Origin of the sequence: Chromobacterium haemolyticum DSM 19808, from assembly GCF_000711885.1 — a bacterium.
GTDB lineage: Bacteria > Pseudomonadota > Gammaproteobacteria > Burkholderiales > Chromobacteriaceae > Chromobacterium > Chromobacterium haemolyticum.
On record NZ_JONK01000018.1, the window covers coordinates 42039 to 58383 of the forward strand.

At 56.0% G+C, this 16345-nt stretch carries 16 protein-coding genes and 1 pseudogene; 11 read left to right on the forward strand and 6 right to left on the reverse strand.

From position 1 onward, the window contains the following. The first annotated feature begins 470 nt into the window (after positions 1–470). A complete protein-coding gene (locus BR71_RS24165; RefSeq protein ID WP_156038967.1) occupies positions 471–1526 on the forward strand; it encodes a hypothetical protein in 1056 nt (351 codons plus the stop codon). A 522-nt stretch (positions 1527–2048) separates the two neighbouring features. Here BR71_RS24165 and BR71_RS22965 read toward each other — a convergent pair. From BR71_RS22965 to BR71_RS23575, 4 genes are all read right to left on the reverse strand, one after another. After that, a complete protein-coding gene (locus BR71_RS22965; RefSeq protein WP_052370526.1) occupies positions 2049–2669 on the reverse strand; it encodes a KilA-N domain-containing protein in 621 nt (206 codons plus the stop codon). Between the two features lie 575 nt (positions 2670–3244). Beyond that, the gene (locus BR71_RS12110) at positions 3245–3589 is read right to left on the reverse strand and encodes a hypothetical protein (protein ID WP_043637621.1); all 345 of its coding nucleotides are present in this window, start codon (positions 3587–3589) and stop codon (positions 3245–3247) included. 542 nt (positions 3590–4131) lie between these two features. Further along, a complete protein-coding gene (locus tag BR71_RS22970) occupies positions 4132–4743 on the reverse strand; it encodes a KilA-N domain-containing protein (protein ID WP_052370527.1) in 612 nt (203 codons plus the stop codon). Positions 4744–4999: 256 nt separating this feature from the next. Next, positions 5000–6079, reverse strand: a complete 1080-nt coding sequence (locus BR71_RS23575) for an RICIN domain-containing protein (RefSeq protein ID WP_081862639.1) — start codon at positions 6077–6079, stop codon at positions 5000–5002. A gap of 109 nt (positions 6080–6188) precedes the next feature. On the opposite strand from BR71_RS23575, the pseudogene BR71_RS12125 reads away from it, so the two are divergent. Further along, positions 6189–6503: pseudogene (locus tag BR71_RS12125) on the forward strand (IS5/IS1182 family transposase); the annotation flags it as partial. Positions 6504–6519: 16 nt separating this feature from the next. Here the strand turns inward: BR71_RS12125 and BR71_RS22975 are convergent. Further along, positions 6520–6726: a KilA-N domain-containing protein gene (locus tag BR71_RS22975; RefSeq protein WP_156038968.1), complete on the reverse strand. Its 207-nt coding sequence runs from the start codon at positions 6724–6726 to the stop codon at positions 6520–6522. A gap of 32 nt (positions 6727–6758) precedes the next feature. Further along, positions 6759–8405, reverse strand: coding sequence for a DUF6538 domain-containing protein (locus tag BR71_RS12130; RefSeq protein ID WP_043637628.1), 1647 nt, complete (start codon positions 8403–8405; stop codon positions 6759–6761). Between the two features lie 209 nt (positions 8406–8614). On the opposite strand from BR71_RS12130, the gene BR71_RS12135 reads away from it, so the two are divergent. The 9 genes from BR71_RS12135 to corA all read left to right on the forward strand — a co-directional run bounded on the left by BR71_RS12135 (position 8615) and on the right by corA (position 16308). After that, positions 8615–9340: a class I SAM-dependent methyltransferase gene (locus tag BR71_RS12135; RefSeq protein ID WP_019103604.1), complete on the forward strand. Its 726-nt coding sequence runs from the start codon at positions 8615–8617 to the stop codon at positions 9338–9340. 46 nt (positions 9341–9386) lie between these two features. Further along, the gene (gene rnhA / locus BR71_RS12140; protein WP_043590906.1) at positions 9387–9830 is read left to right on the forward strand and encodes a ribonuclease HI; all 444 of its coding nucleotides are present in this window, start codon (positions 9387–9389) and stop codon (positions 9828–9830) included. A gap of 70 nt (positions 9831–9900) precedes the next feature. Continuing rightward, positions 9901–10620 (forward strand): DNA polymerase III subunit epsilon, encoded by a 720-nt coding sequence (dnaQ, locus tag BR71_RS12145; protein WP_043637629.1) that lies wholly within the window; start codon positions 9901–9903, stop codon positions 10618–10620. Then, on the forward strand, positions 10617–11300 hold the full coding sequence (gene ispD / locus BR71_RS12150; protein WP_043637630.1) for a 2-C-methyl-D-erythritol 4-phosphate cytidylyltransferase: 684 nt from the start codon (positions 10617–10619) through the stop codon (positions 11298–11300). The genes dnaQ and ispD overlap by 4 nt, the downstream gene beginning before the upstream one ends. 1 nt (position 11301) lies before the next feature. Continuing rightward, entirely contained in the window at positions 11302–11778 is a 477-nt protein-coding gene (ispF, locus tag BR71_RS12155) for a 2-C-methyl-D-erythritol 2,4-cyclodiphosphate synthase (RefSeq protein ID WP_081862640.1), read from the forward strand. A 113-nt stretch (positions 11779–11891) separates the two neighbouring features. Further along, positions 11892–12551: a ribose-5-phosphate isomerase RpiA gene (rpiA, locus tag BR71_RS12160; protein WP_043637632.1), complete on the forward strand. Its 660-nt coding sequence runs from the start codon at positions 11892–11894 to the stop codon at positions 12549–12551. A gap of 282 nt (positions 12552–12833) precedes the next feature. After that, positions 12834–13535 carry a phosphate signaling complex protein PhoU gene (gene phoU / locus BR71_RS12165; protein ID WP_043637634.1) on the forward strand — a complete coding sequence of 234 codons (702 nt, stop codon included), beginning with the start codon at positions 12834–12836 and terminating at the stop codon, positions 13533–13535. Between the two features lie 198 nt (positions 13536–13733). After that, positions 13734–15221 (forward strand): exopolyphosphatase, encoded by a 1488-nt coding sequence (gene ppx / locus BR71_RS12170; protein ID WP_425265943.1) that lies wholly within the window; start codon positions 13734–13736, stop codon positions 15219–15221. Between the two features lie 7 nt (positions 15222–15228). Next, positions 15229–16308: a magnesium/cobalt transporter CorA gene (corA, locus tag BR71_RS12175; RefSeq protein WP_043637637.1), complete on the forward strand. Its 1080-nt coding sequence runs from the start codon at positions 15229–15231 to the stop codon at positions 16306–16308. The last annotated feature ends 37 nt before the right edge of the window (positions 16309–16345 follow it).

The following is a 16345-nucleotide window of genomic DNA, read 5'->3' on the forward strand; positions in this document are numbered from 1 at the left end:
GGAGACACAATCCTTCGAAGGGACGGTGCACACTACAAGGTCGTCAAGCAGGAAATCGCCTAGCCTTCACGACTTAGACGTCCTAACCGCCTTGCTCCGCCAAGCTGCCACAACGGCCTGCATGGCATTCACACCCCAGAGACCGTGCCCACACCGCCACAAAAACCAGAGCAGTCTTGGATTGCTAGGCTCAGCCACTTATCGCTCTTACCGCCATGTCAAGCAGACCTCACGGCTTCAAGCGCTCGTCAGGTATCGCGCTGGTGCTTGTGGGAAATCTGTAGATTAGACCGCTAGGCCCGTCGTTAAAACGATTAGAGATACCCAGCATTCAATAATTACACAATACTTTTAAAATCTATTATAACACCTGACTAAGCGAAACCATCTAAAAAGCTTTGAAGCATATAAATAAAACCGCCCCACCTTAATGGCGATTAAGATAAACTGACCAACCAAGGAGAAATTTTGTGCGAAAAGTATATTTTATCTTCCTGAGTTTCCTTATCCTCATATCGACGACAGCCAGAGGAGAAAATGTCGGCGCAAATGAAAACTTCTCAATAAATTCGAATCCCTTCAGGGCGACAGCAAAGATTAACGGCTCCACCATCGATTCACTTTCACTCACTCCTGGCCAAGTCGCAGCAATAGGAATAGGAGCTGGCCAGACGCTTGAGTTGAATTCGGATGTGTCGCCTGTGAGTTGGAATCCGACCTCCACCACCATCTCACCGCTTGTTATTTCAAACACCCCTTCATCATGGAAGGCCACCATCCCCTCTTCCGCAGTCGGAAATATTACTTTCCATATTACTTCCACACAGAACGCAACAAAAACTGCAACACTCACCGTTTACATAGCTCCGCCCACCAAAGTCTCTGACCACGGGGCCGTTGAATTTATTGGGTTTGATACCTCTGCAACGCAAATAGTATCACTGCAGACAACATTAACAGTCCCCATCAAACCGCCCGCATCTGGCACACTCTTTCTATGGCCCGGAATTCAACCTTTGGGGGCTAACTATCTACCAATCGACAATGGCGTTTTACAACCAGTCTTAACCTGGGGGCCATCTTGCGCACCAGGAAAGCAACCACGTACTTATTCAACATGGTGGGTTTCGGCGCAATATGTGAACACAGTTGGAAAGCATCCAGGGTATACGGACTGCCACGGCGGGCCAATCATGCCTGTTAACGTGGGAGACCAGTTGAAAATGTCGATGATCCTGCGCGGAACAACGTGGCATCAGACAGTCACAGACATCCAAACAGGCCGCTCCGTAAGCTTTAAAATTGACATGAAAAAGCAGGCTCAAAACCGTGCAATTTTTATAATCGAAGGATGGTCACAGCAATCAATTGAAGATGTTATATTTACAAACACAACGATCACCTTCACCCCCGCAGCCCCTCTGAGTTGTATTGCAAAAAATCAAGGGAGAAATGTCACAGTATCAATCCCACGCATATCTTCTGACGGGACACAATGTTCAATCTCTAAAATCATACTTCGATAAGGCTCAATTGCAGCCCCCCCCCCTAAGAGAGTAGCGGCACAACCAAGCCCATTTCCATTCTAGAAAATTCTAACTAATTTTCATTGACTTGAGCGATATTAATTCAACCAAGAAGTCTCGCCACACTTGAGCAAGAAGACCAATCAATGCCTTTTAAATCTTGAAATGGAAAATATCCATGTGCAAGCGAAAATATACATGAACAGGAAACAACAATCAGCAACCTGCTTTCCATTTTCATACGGTACATTTAAGAATATTCCCAAGAGACAAGCTCAGCCCGTTTATGGCCTAATGTTGATGCGGTGATTTCTCCATCTTCGCAGGTCTTCAGCCTGTCTTAATGACTTAGCGGTCACTGAGACAGGCCTTTTTTTGGCCTTCGAAATACAAGTGTTGATTACCTCAGCCGCATCCAAGGCCAGTCAAGACTCCACAGCTTCAAGTAGTTGCTTTCATGAGCCATCAGCCAATGAAACTCTTCAACTTTCATCTGGCAATCTGAACCTTCGGGTTCTTCTATTAGGCCCCATCGGCAATATCCTTCCACGTCAGATTGGCACGATTCCGCCGCAGCTTTGCATTTAGTTTCTGGCTTGCATTCGGTGCACCGCCTTTCATGCTACTTAGCGCCTCTGCACGCGCCTCCTGCTCTTCGGCATGGACTTGTCCTCCTGCACGCTCGACAGCTTGTACGGCTGCGATTGTGAGGTCTTCAATATGGACCTCCTTCACCTTGTCAGATACAGCAATGCCGTAAGTCTGAACTTCATCGAACTTGCGGATTACTTCAAGGTGAAGCTGCGGAGAAATCCACATGGCGTATGCATACACCAACTCCTTGGATACGTATGTACCACCGTTGCGGCCTCGAATGGTGCAGACAGCTTTATTACGGGATTTTCCCGTATTTTCCAACTCACGGATCAACGCAGCCGTTTCAGGCCGGCGCATGTACTCGTTAATCTCCAAGGTGCGGGAAGATCGTGCATCACCAATAGTCGCAGCCTTCTGCAAATCATTCAGACAGTAGCGTCCTTCCGCATCTTGACGGATATCGAAGCTACCCAAGGACATGGACGGGCTGGAAGCAGTATTCTGGTTGGCGCAGCTAGCGCTGCTGGCGTTCTTGGTATTAGTCATTTGGTCTATTTCCTTTTAAGTTTGTCGCCTCAAGAGTCCCATCGCTTTCATGCCCTCACGTGCCCTAAACCAGTAGGCAGCATGAAGCGCACTCGAAGCGACAAGCTTGAATGGACGTGAGTTTGTGATGGTGTTTGGCCCTAGGATGGCCTTTAACGCGCTTGGGAGGCGCAGAAGGTGTAAACAGTGGCGTAAGGTCTAAAAGAGACGCTAGCGGCCTTGCAGGGCGCTTTTGCGGGATACCAGTTGATGCCAGTATCTGTTTGATGATTATTCTTCACCAGCTTCTAAGAGCTGATAGGCGCATTGGAGCTTGGCAGGGATTGAAGGAGTGATCTTGACACCATCTATCTATCTGCTTTCAGCTCTTAAAGGCTTCTTGAATGAATAGTTCAAAGTTTGGTCCAAGATGATTCATCAAACCAACTGGCATCCTTATTCAAGCATCTGTCCCAGAGCCTTGAAGTCCCTGTAAGAAATAATCTTGAATCGGGTATAAATATTTTGCATCAAGCCTTGATTGGCAGTCAAATGTCTGAAGCTCTCTCGAAGACCCTTTATATAGGTGATCGAAACTACCCTTCACCGTTCTGTAGCATCGCATTGCGGATAGCTCTGGAAGCAACTCGCAGAGCCTGTGCCAGTTTTCGGCAATGGCTTTCAGATTGCTCCGCCACTTCTTGAACGGCCTTAACGGTGATTTCAGGCAGGGAGGAGAGCAGGTAGTAAATCTTCGATACGCTTAACGCTCTGGTATTGCCGCCAAAGTCCAATCGTGCAACTCCGGTAAGAATATCGTCCACGGCGTTTCTCATCGACTGCGGCACGCCTTCATCGTCCATGTAATGTTTGAAGGTCAGGAAGTCGCAGAGATAAAACTGTATGGTCTGGTTATCGTGGGTTGTGATCGGTCTTGCCATTGGTAATGATTTTCTCCTTATAGGTTAATGCGCGTATCGACAACTACGCAGCGGGCCATGGGACGTGTATAAGAACCTTCGGGCATAGAAAGCCCCCCCACACACAGCCTCCCAGCCGTGGACGATAGGGAGGTATCTAAGCGTCCCTTCTCTAGTGTGTGTAATTAGATTTATGGTGTGTGTTATTAAACTCAGGACTCTGATAGCCTTTTCCTATTTTGACGGCAGGCGAACTCCATGAATCAGAAATGGCCGCAATGGATGTGCATTCTTGAAGGTGCTATGCCGGCTTTTCAGATGCCACAAAGTCGGTCAGATGCGGCCTGAAAGCAGCTCGAAGCAAACGGAAAAATGGGACGGAGGTGACACGCCAACGGAAAGGGCTGGAAGTCGCTTCCCCTTCTATTAGTCAGTGTTATTGATGCAGGCCTCTACGAAGTCCGTAGCGAGGCGCTGACACCCCCGAATAGGGTTGATGCCTTTATCGCCGTAAGCGCGACGGAGAGGGCTGCAAGGGGGAATAGCCGGGAATGATGATTGGATTAAAGCGGGAGGGTTGATGCCGTACCTGCGGCTTTCGCGTCCCTGTCCTGCGCAATGTCCTTCCAGCGCTTGACCTCTACACGGGCCTCTTCCAGCTCTTCGCGCAGTGCCATGTTCGCGGCGTAGGTGGAAGGGTTTCGAATGGCGTTGGAGATCGCTGGCACTTGCAGGACTTCATGCGGGGTGCTGACGTTGATGTTGATGGTTGTAGAGCCTTGGAGCAGGCTGTCGATAACCGAGTCGCACCAGACGGCAAACTTGACATCCAGCCAGCGGGCGAAGAACACGGCAAGTTTCGGATGCGCCCATGTACCTTGGGCCTTGCCCTTGCCGACTACTACATCCGTCAGAACTTTTTTAGCTCCCGTGAATTCACGGGGGCTTAAATTCAGCGACTCAGCAAGGGCCATTACATAATCTTGCGTCTGGTCATACCGCCAGAATTCATCCAAGCGCTTCCCGTAAGCCTTCGCAGCCTTCGTCATGTTGAAGTAACCATCTTTGCGGAACTCGAAGGCCACGCCGTTGAAGGACTTGGCGAGGACTTGCGGGGCCTGCTGCGCCCCACCTTGAGCGGGGATTTCGAAATACTTGGCGAGCATTTCAGCCATGATTTACTTGTTCTTCGGGTCTTGGAAGGTGTTGGCGAGCATATTTCCAGAAAAAGAATTGGCCATCACGGCCACGCCACTGAGTCACCCGAATAGACACATCTCTCAGCAGAAAGGAGCTATAAAATCTGACGGGAAATCGGAACCCAATTGAAGGCCGATTCCTGTAGCGACATTCTACGAATGAGAAGAGAACACAAATAGAAGCCCGCCTTCCATGCAATCTTGCAATATCACCTAACAAGAATTAATAAGGCTAGTACGCCGGCAAATTCCAATTTTGATAAGCCGAGCCATCACATTTTAGCAAACTAACGGATTGGCCTACCCGGCTGGCACTCAGACACAGACCACTCTTGATACTCTGTATCACACTACCACTTCGCTTCCACTTGGACACGCCACTACAACTCCCAATGCCAACGGCACCAAGATGCTCTTCCAAGCAATAATTATCTTGCAGCTGCAATGTACTATCTTTCGCAAATACCCATGCTTGGTTATTACCACTGTGACAAGCATAGGTAATCACCGAGGCCCCTTCCTCAACTCCCCCGCTAGAGTCTAGACACTTTCCATTAGCCACCACTCCCCCCCTAGTACTATTACCCACGCCGTTCTCCTGAACGCTACGCTGGCTATAAGTTGTAACCTTGGAAAAGGCAGAGCAGGAGTCGCTAACTGAGGTACCACTTATTCGAGCCATTACTAGCTTTCCACCATTAGTACCTGATGGCACTCCGAATGTCACCTTACTATACGGCTGCCCCATACAAGTAGAGCGATCACTGTTCCACTCGAAATATTCTGTCCAATTAACCATATTGTGTGGCGCTATCTTGCTAGAAACCGTTTTAATACTTCCCAACTTAAATGACACCCCATTCGTCATATCCGTAACGGTCACACCCAACCAGTTGCCTGCCTCATAGGCAACATGGAAGCGATAGCTATGCCCCTGAACCCAGTCAACATGAATGCGGCAGCTTCGTCCCGTACCTTCGCCGGAAAAGGTAACGCACTGGCTACCAGGACTGCCAGCCTTGGCTTCTGTGGTATTCCAAGCAGAAAATAGAAAAGTTCGCTTGCTGCCGCCATTGCTCTGCATGCCTGTATAGGCACCATCAGGTGACCCAATCAACTCAAACTGGTTTGCCCAATATACATTAGCCGCATAGCCCGGGTCTCGATCCACAGTAATAGTGAAATCGACAGCATCCATCCCAACCGACACAGCGGCTGGAAACTCATAATTAGTATAGGTGCCTGGTGTTTTCCCAAGTGCACAAGCCAGTGGGGAAATCGCGAGCAGAAGAATCATGACTTTGGCATTCATAAAAATGACCTCAACCAATATGGCTTATTGATCCAACTTGCAACAAGCTGTTGACTATGTCAATGGCTTTGTTGCATAACCCCATCGCTCCCTGCGGTATGCTAAGGCGATGAACACCGCAGCACCCCAGAACAAGAAGCCCAAGCAACGCTACGCAACCACCAACTGGCATGAGTACGATGCGGCCCTGACCGCACGCGGATCGCTGCTGGTCTGGCTCGATAAAGACATGCAGTGGCTGGCCGAACCTACCGGCAACACCGGCCGACCAGCCAAATATACCGATGCTGCCATCCAGTTTTGTCTGAGCATTAAATGCCTGTTCAATCTGCCATTGCGACAGAGCCTGGGCATGGTGCAAAGCCTGCTGCAATTGGCAGGGCTCGACTGGCCGGTGCCGGATCACTCCACCGTATGCCGTCGCTAGCGTACCTTACGGGTCAAGATTGGCTATCGCCGCCCTCGCCCATGTGATACCCGTGCTTGGTTTGGATGGTTGGGAGATGAGGGGAAATCCCCGCATCACTCAGCGCCCACGCGTACTCCGTGGTTGATGCATTCTTCAGGAACTCCCGAACATCCTTCCCGTAAGCCTTAGCCGCCTTGGTCATGTTGAAGTAACCATCCTCGCGGAACTCGAAGGCCATGCCGTTGAACTCTTTGCCTATTACGTGGGACGTCAAGGCAGCACAGCTATAACAGCATCTGACGCCTCTCTAAGTACCTTGAATGCCGTGTCATAGCCTTGGCCGTACATCATCGCTACCTTGTTGCTCTTGCTGCTATGGCCTGTCAGGTAGTCGTTTACAGAGTCTTGAATGCCAGCAATACGCGCTTTGAGCTTCCACGTATGGCGAAGACTGTGCATCGTGACGCGGCTATCAATGCTGGCTTTTCTCTTCGCTTCGCTGAACTCCTTGCGTAGCCATTCGATACGCCTTGCTGGAGTTTGCGTTCTGTCCGCATCTGTCTTGGCGCTCCGATGCACTACGCCACGGCCTTTGGTAGGTCTTCCTTTTTCCAAGTCATCAAAGATGAATGGATACCCACGTTCCATCTGCTTCCTGAAAAACTCAGTCAATGGGCCTCTAGGTACTGGTACGGTTCTTACCGAGGATTGATTCTTGACTGAACGTCCCTCTGTATCTGTGACCCGAACAAATAGCCCATGGTCGCCACTGGTATCTCCTAGTACGTCACAGGGTTTTAGCTGTGCGGCTTCCGCTGAGCGCATACCCGTAGCGAGCAGGAACTCGAAGAACTCAGCGTGTGCCTTGATGATTGGTAACTTTCGCATCTGCTCAATCTCGGCATCTGTAGCGGCTCTGCGTCCTTCCTCTGACCTGTCGTGGAGTGGCAATCCTTGCTGCTTCCTGATTCCTTTTTCTTCATCAGCCGTTACCGAAATCTTGAAGGGCTTGGCAATGATGGATTCTTCAAAGGCTATACCAATCAGCATATTCATAATGGCTGCATGCTGGCTGTTCCATGTGCTGATCTTCATTCCTTTGCCCAGCCTGAACGCCTTGTAGCCTGCAAGCGTTTCCTTGTCGAAATCGTCAGGCAGCATCGCTGGCCGCTTCAGATACCGCTCATAGCCGTCAACAGCAGCCTTGTACACGCCTTGCCTTGTTGGTGTTGGGGTCTTGGCATTGATAAGGGCCGCTAGAAGGCTCTGTAACGGTCTTTGCTTACTGGTGGGGGTCGGCGCTTCCTTCGCCTCTTCCTGCGCAACAAGAGCCGTTGCGGCGTCCTCACGCGCCATCTGCTGTACTGTCTGTGCAGCAAGGGCTTTGGCGAGCTTGTACGAATGATCGTCACCAATCCAGATGCCTGTGTCCCGCAGGAAGGAGATGAAGCACTCTTCTTGATGGTCTGTGACGACTTCCAGTTGCAAGTCTCTTGCGTCCTCGTACCCAGCATGGTCTCGCGAGCCTTGGACGACTATGCATGTCTCGCCAGCATCTGGAACCATGTCTTCGATGTACAGCCGGTACTTACTCGCAAGGGCTTTGGCTTCTAGAAGCGTCAGGCTGTTCAGTAGGGCCATCTGCGCCGGCAGCGTACCCTTTTGCGTCCGGGCGTCTTGAGCGCCAGTGCTCAAGTCCTTTCTGATGCGCTCAAAAGTAGCCGTGTACTCGCTGAGTAAGGCTCCCGCCTTTGCTGCTGCCTCGGCGCGTGAATGTGTTCCAAGACTCTTGCGAATGATGGTGGGCAGGTTGCCGCGTTGCTCAAGAGGAAGGGCTTGCAGGTCTTTGGGCAGTCTAAGCTGGAAGTAATACACGCCTTCCGTATTGGTGTAGGTGTAGGCGGGCGCTTGGGCCATTCGTGGTATCCTGTGCAGCTGCAAAAGCAGCACTGTAACACCAAATGTATCACTATTTGTACTACGGTCTAAGGCTCTGAAAGCCTTGTTTGGTAAGGATTTCAGTGTTTACAAGGGTTTGGGTGGACTACTGTTTGGTTCAGATATAATTGTCAGTGAAGGCCCCTACCGGGCTGACGGTGAATTTGGCTGGCATAAGGCTTCTCTCAATGAAGAATTCGTTTAGCGACTGGCTGAGCTCCAGCGAATTGGGATGTTATCTGCTGGAGCGGGAGCAGGCTTATTTCGATCGCGCCGTCGCCGACGTGTTCGGCTTCCATGCGGTGCAGTTGGGATTGCCGGAAGTCGACTTCCTGCGCGCCAACCGCATTCCCTGGCAGTGCCGCGTCGCCGATTCCGGACCGGCTCAGATCCTGTGCGATCCGGAGCAACTGCCGTTCGAGAGCCGCAGCCTGGACCTGTTGGTGATGCCGCATGTGCTGGATTTTACCACCGTGCCGCATCAGGTACTGCGGGAAGCCGAGCGCGTGCTGATGCCGGAGGGCAGGCTGATCCTCACCGGCTTCAATCCGGTGTCGCTATGGGGCGTGCGCCGGCTGGTCCAGGGGCGCGAAAACGCGCCGTGGAGCGGCAACTTTCTGTCTTTGGTGCGCATCAAGGACTGGCTGACCCTGCTGGAACTGGAGCCCGCGAGCGGGGGCTTCATGGGCTACGCGCCGCCGTTTTCCCGCTGCGACTGGGTGCAACGCTTCCGCTTCATGGAGCGGGCCGGGGACCGCTGGTGGCCATTGGCCGCCGGCGTGTACGGCATTGAGGCGATCAAACGTCAGCGCGGCATGCGCTTGATCCTGCCCAATTGGAAGCAGGCCAAGGCCAAAACCGGTCTGGCGGTGGCCGCCGGCAACGAGCGTCATCACAGTCACAGGGAACCATGAGACAACACAGCAAGCGGGACGCAAGCCCCGGCAATGACGAGACAGCATGACGACTGAAGACAAGGTAGAGATGTATACCGACGGCGCCTGCAAGGGCAATCCGGGGCCGGGCGGATGGGGCGCTTTGTTGCGCTTCAAAGGCAAGGAAAAGGAATTGTGCGGCGGCGAGTCCAACACCACCAACAACCGCATGGAGTTGCTGGCCGTGATCAAGGGCCTGGCCACGTTGAACCGGCCCTGCCGGGTGGTGGTGTACACCGACTCCCAATATGTGCAAAAAGGCATTTCCGAGTGGATTCACGGCTGGAAGGCGCGGGGCTGGAAGACCGCGGCCAAGGAGCCGGTGAAGAATGCCGATCTGTGGCAGCAATTGGACGCCGAGCGCAACCGCCACCTGCACGTGGAGTGGCGCTGGGTCAAAGGCCACGCCGGCCATGAGTTCAACGAACGGGCCGATCAGTTGGCCAACCGAGGCGTGGAGCTGGCCTGATCCGGCCGCGCCTGCCTTTCTTCAGAGTTCAGAGCGGCGCCGCCGGCTGCGGCCGCCGCCAGGATAGCGCATGAGACAAATCATTCTCGATACCGAAACCACCGGTCTCGAACACGCCCAAGGCCATCGCATCATCGAGTTCGCCGGCCTGGAAATGATCAACCGCAAGCTCACCGGCAAGCATCTGCATCTTTACATCCATCCGGAGCGCGATATCGATCCGGATGCCCAGCGCGTGCACGGCATCTCGCTGGAATTTCTGGAAGGCAAACCCAAGTTCCGCGAGGTGGCCGAGGAAGTGGCCGACTTCCTGCGCGACGCGGAGCTGATCATCCACAATGCGCCGTTTGACGTCGGCTTCCTCAACGCCGAATTCGAAAGAGTGGGCCTGCCGTCCATCAAGAACCTGTGCGCCAACGTGGTGGATACGCTGCGCGAAGCGCGCGATCTGTTCCCCGGCAAGCGCAACAGCCTGGACGCCTTGTGCGACCGCTTCGAGATCGACCGCTCCAACCGCACCTTGCACGGCGCGCTGGTGGACTGCGAATTGTTGTCCGAAGTCTATCTATGGATGACCCGCGGCCAGGAAAGCCTGGTGATGGACATCGACGTCGACTTGCCCAATGGCCAGCACGGCGCGATGGATTTCGAGCGCAAGCCGTTGATCGTCAAGCGCGCCAATGAGCAGGAGCTGGCCGATCATCAAGCTTATCTGAACGATCTGGACAAATCGGTGAAGGGCACCTGCCTGTGGCGCAGCCTGGAGACGCCGGCCGGAGAGGGCGCGTGAGCCGCTACCTGGCGCTGGTGCCGGCCGCTGGCCATGGCAGCCGCTTCGGCGCGCCCAGTCCCAAGCAATACCTGCAACTGAACGGCAAGCCGCTGATGTGGCATACCCTGCAGGCGTTGGCCTCTGTGACCGCCGTTGAGGCGGTGGCGGTGGTGATTTCTCCCTGCGACGAGTGGTTTGACGATTTCGACTGGGACATTCCCAAGCTGCAAGTGTTGCGCGTGGGCGGCGTCAGCCGCGCCGAGAGCGTGCGCAATGGTCTGGCGGCGCTGGACTGCGGTGCCGACGACTGGATATTGGTGCACGACGCCGCGCGTTGCTGTCTGACCGCGGACGCGGTGGAGCGGCTGCTGGCGGAAGTCGGGGACGACCCGGTGGGCGGCCTGCTGGCCTTGCCGGTGCCTGACACCGTGAAGCGCGCGGACGCGGAGCAGCGCGTGGCGGTCACTGTTTCGCGCGCCGGCCTGTGGCTGGCGCAAACCCCGCAGATGTTCCGCCACGGCAAATTGCGAGAGGCCCTGCAAGGCGGCGATCTGGCTGACGTGACCGATGAAGCCTCCGCGATAGAGCGCTGCGGCGGCAAGCCGCGCCTGGTGGAAGGCGATGCTCAGAATTTCAAAGTGACTTATCCGCGCGATCTGGCCTTGGCGCGCGCGGTGCTGGCGGCAAGAAAGGATTGATATGTTTCGAGTGGGACAGGGCTACGATGTGCACCAACTGGTGGCCGGCCGGCCGTTGATCCTGGGCGGCGTGAACATTCCGCACGAGAAGGGGCTGTTGGGCCACTCCGACGCCGACGCCTTGTTGCACGCGATTACCGACGCGCTGCTGGGCGCGGCGGCGTTGGGCGATATCGGCCGTCACTTTCCGGACACCGATCCCGAATTCAAGGGCGCGGACAGCCGCGCGCTGCTGCGTGAAGCGGTCAAGCGCGTGCGCGCCGCCGGCTGGAAACCGGTGAATGTGGACAGCACGCTGATTGCGCAGCAGCCCAAGCTGGCGCCGCACATCGACGCGATGCGCGCCGCCATCGCCGAAGATCTCGGCCTGGACCTCGACGCGGTCAACGTCAAGGGTAAAACCAACGAGAAGCTGGGCTATCTGGGGCGTTGCGAGGCGATAGAGGCGCAAGCCGTCTGCCTGCTGACGTCCGTGTAACACCGCGCCGCGATTCGCGGTTTGCGGCTCGCAATTGATGACAGGTGTCTGGCGGATCGCCCCGTGCCATAATCCGCCCGGCGCAACACCATCCAAACACAGGAGGCATTACCATGTTGACTCAGGACCAACTGAAGCTTGCCGTGGCCAAGAAGGCCATTGAATTCGTGCCGGACGACAGCATCGTCGGCGTGGGTACCGGCAGCACCGTCAATCTGTTCATCGAAGAGCTGGCCGCGATCAAGGGCCGCATCCGCGGCGCGGTGTCCAGCTCCGACGCCTCCACCGCCCGCCTCAAAGCTCACCACATCCCGGTGTTCGACCTGAACGAAGTGGATGCGTTGCCGGTGTATATCGACGGCGCGGACGAAATCAACCACCATCTGCACATGATCAAAGGCGGCGGCGCCGCGCTGACCCGCGAGAAGATCGTCGCCAGCGTGGCCGAGCAGTTCATCTGCATTGCCGACGAAACCAAATACGTCACCATGTTGGGCGGTTTCCCGCTGCCCATCGAAGTGATCCCGATGGCGCGCAGCTATGTGGCGCGCGAGTTGGTCAAGCTGGGCGGCCACCCGGAGCTGCGTCAGGGCGTGACCACCGACAACGGCAATGTGATCCTGGACGTGCACGGCTTGAAGATTCAGAAGCCGGTGGAACTGGAAGAAATCATCAACCACCTGGCCGGCGTGGTTACCTGCGGCCTGTTCGCCCGCCGCCGCGCCGATGTGCTGGTGTTGGGAAAACAAAGCGGCGTGGAAGAAATCCGTTAAGAACCCGTTTACGATTAGCTGCGCGTTGGCGGGATGGATAGAAAGGGGTGTGAAACCGTCGTCGGAATGCCCGTGCACCGTATGTGCATTCCGTTTCTTCGGTCGCTTCCGCTCCTGTCTCGCTCACGGGATCGTAAACACGTTCTGAGCAAGTTTCGCCGGAGCGCGCTAGCCTTCTAGCGGGCTTGCCGCCGCCCGCAAGCGGGCAGATGAATTGTCACATCGTCGTCATCTGTCCGCATTAACATAGCGTTTTTTGACAGGTTTTGGTTTGGGGCAGACATGGCAGAGCATATTTCCAAACAGTTCGATATGGAGCTGGAAACCATCCGCACCCGCGTCCTGCAGATGGGCGGACTGGTGGAGCAGCAGATTTTGTCCGCGGTGGAAGCCCTGCTGGCAGGCGACATTGACAAGCTGGACAAGGTGATTGCCGAAGACGCGCTGGTCAACGCGATGGAAGTCACCATCGACGACGACTGCCTGCACATCATCGCCCGCCGTCAGCCGGCCGCCAGCGATCTTCGCATCGTGTTCACCGTGATCAAGGTAATCACGGATCTGGAGCGCATCGGCGACGAAGCCAAGAAGATCGCGCGCATGGGCAAGACCATTTATCAATCGGAGCGCTACCAGATGCCGCGCTTCCGCGAAATCGAGAAAATGGCGGATTCGGCGCTGGGCATGTTGCGCCGCGCGCTGGATGCCTTCGCCCGCCTGGACACCAGCGCCGCCTTGGAATTGGCCGAGGCCGACCAGGAACTGGACGAGGATTTCGCCTCCGAACTGCGTCAGCTGATCACCTTCATGATGGAAGACCCGCGCACCATCAGCATGTCCATCGACACCTTGTTCATCTCCAAGGCGATAGAGCGCATTGGCGATCACGCCACCAATATTTCCGAATACGTGGTGTACTTGGTCAAAGGCAAGGACATTCGTCACACCACGCTGGAAACCAAGAAGCGAGAAACCCTGGGCTGAGCCTGGCCGCGCCTGTCACGGCGACTTGACATGACGGTTTGCCTAAAATGGCGGTAACATTCGGTGTTGCCGCCATTGTTGCGTCCGGCGTCCGTGCCAGTCCCCCGGCGTTCCAACCTGATGATGAATCCCCCCGTTTCCGCTGGCGCAGCCGCGCGGGCGCGGGCCTTGATAAAGAGAGAAGGGGTGTCTTTGACACTGACCACGCCCCCAAACAACGTGCTCGCCACCATCGATATGGGCTCCAACAGCTTCCGCCTGCAAGTGTCGCGGGTGGTGGACGACCAGCTGTACGCGCTGGACGTGATGAAGGAGACCGTGCGCCTGGGCGCGGGCCTGACCGCCGACAAACAGTTGGACCAGGAAACCCAGGACAAGGCGCTGGCCTGTCTCGCCCGCTTTGGCGAGCGTCTGCGCGGCTTCACCCCGGCCCAAGTGCGCGCGGTGGGCACCAACACCCTGCGCGTGGCCAAGAACGCGGCGGATTTCATCGCCAAGGCCGAGCCGCTGCTGGGTTTTCCCATTGAGGTGATCGCTGGCCGAGAAGAAGCGCGGCTGATCTATCTGGGCGCCGCCCACTCGTTGCCGGACACCAAGGAGCGGCGCATGGTGGTGGACATCGGCGGCGGATCCACCGAGTTCATCATCGGCAGCCATTACAAGGCTTTGGTCACGGAAAGCCTGCCGCTGGGCTGCGTCAGCTTCACGCTGCGTTATTTTCGTGATGGCAAATTGAGCCAAGCCAATTTCCAAGACGCTATCCTGGCCGCGCGCAATGAAATCCAGCGCATTGCCCATCAATACCAGCGCGAAGAATGGCAGCTGGCGGTGGGCACTTCCGGCACCGCGCGCTCGCTGCGCGACGTGCTCGAAATCAACGACTGGAGCAGCGCCGACATCACCTTGGCCGGCATGGAAAAGCTCAAGGCGCTGTTGATCCGCCAGGGCAGCATCGATGCCATCGACGTCAACGGCCTCAAGGCCGACCGCGCGCCGGTGCTGGCCGGCGGCCTCGCCATCATGATCGCGGTGTTTCAGGAACTGGCCATCGACAAAATGACGGTGGCCGAAGGCGCTTTGCGCGACGGCGTGCTATACGACCTGCTGGGCCGCCAACGCGAGAAGGACATGCGCGATACCACGGTCGCCCAGTTCAAGCGCCGTTACCATGTGGACACCGCCCAGTCCGAGCGCGTCACCGCGTTGGCCGAACGCCTGTACCGCATGGTGGCCGGGGAAGACGTCGACCAATCCATGCTCAAACGCCTGCTATGGGCGGCCAAGCTGCATGAGATCGGCCTCACCATCTCCCACACCGCCTATCACAAACACTCTTCCTACATCCTGCAACACGCCGACATGCCGGGCTTCTCCAAGCGCGAACAAGCCACGCTGGCCGCCATCGTGCTGGGGCATCGCGGCGACATGGGCAAGATGCGTCAATACATGGAAGACGCCAGCCTGTGGCAGGCGGTGGTGGCGCTGCGCCTGGCGGTGCTGTTCCATCGCAGCCGCAACAGCATCGTGCTGCCGGACCGGCTGGACCTGCGCCAGCACGCCACCGGCTTCGCGCTGACGCTGAACAAAGCCTGGTTGAAGGGCAGTCCGCTGACCGCCAGCGGCTTCAAACAGGAAGTCGGCCAATGGAAAAACGTCGGCTTCGTGCTCGACATTGAGCAAGTGTGAGCCGCCCATGCGTCACACCACGCTGAAAAAACGCATACCCACGTTGGGTGAAGCGCCTGGCACCCTGCTGTCGGTGGGGGAGGCCAAGCTGCCGGAAGCCTCGATCTCGCTGTTTGAATACGGGCCGGAGCAACTGCAGGAAACCTCGTTCCAAACCGTGGCCGAAGGCATGGCCCACCAGTCCGGCGACGGCGTGCTCTGGCTCAACGTCTATGGTCTGCACCAGCCCGAGGTGATGCGTGCCATCGGCCAGCGCTTTGGCCTGCACGCGCTGGTGCTGGAAGACATCATGAATGCGCGGCAGCGGCCCAAAGTGGAAGACTACGGCGACTACCTGTTTATCGCCGGCCGGGTGTTCGACTACCACCAACACAGCGAGAACGGCACTGGGAGGCTGTTGTCCGATCAGATATACCTGGTCATCGGCCGTCGCTTCGTGCTCACCTTCCAGGAGCGCCCCACCGGCGTGTTCGAGGAAGTTCGGGAGCGGCTGCGCCGCGGACGCGGCCTGCTGCGTCACAAGGAGGCGGACTATCTGGGCTATTCCTTGCTGGATGCGATGATAGACGACTACTTCGGCGTGCTCACCGAGTTCAACGAAAGGGTGGAGCGCATGGATAGCACCCTGCTGCGAGGCCGCGACCAGGGCGTGTTGATGCAGATTCAGCGTCTGAAGCGCGATTGCCTGAAACTGCGCCGCGCGCTGATGCCGATGCGGGAAATGTTGATTTCGCTGAATCGCGGCGAGCACGGCTTCTTCAAGCCGGAAACGCTGGTCTATCTGCGAGACGCCTATGATCACACCATGCATGTGATCGAGTCCCTGGAAATGTCGCGTGAGATGGTGGGCGATATGTTGGACCTTTACCTCTCCACCCAATCTCACCGCCTCAACCTGCAAATGCGGGTGCTCACCGTATTGACTATGATCTTCATGCCGCTGACGCTGATCGCCGGCATCTACGGCATGAATTTCGAATACATGCCGGAGCTGAAATGGCATTATGGCTACCATCTGGTGTTGGTGGCGATGCTGGGCATTGCCGGCGGATTGAGCTGGTTGTTCTGGAAAAGGCGCTGGCTCTAGGGCCTTGCTTGCGTTTCCCTGCGCCTTGCACACCCGT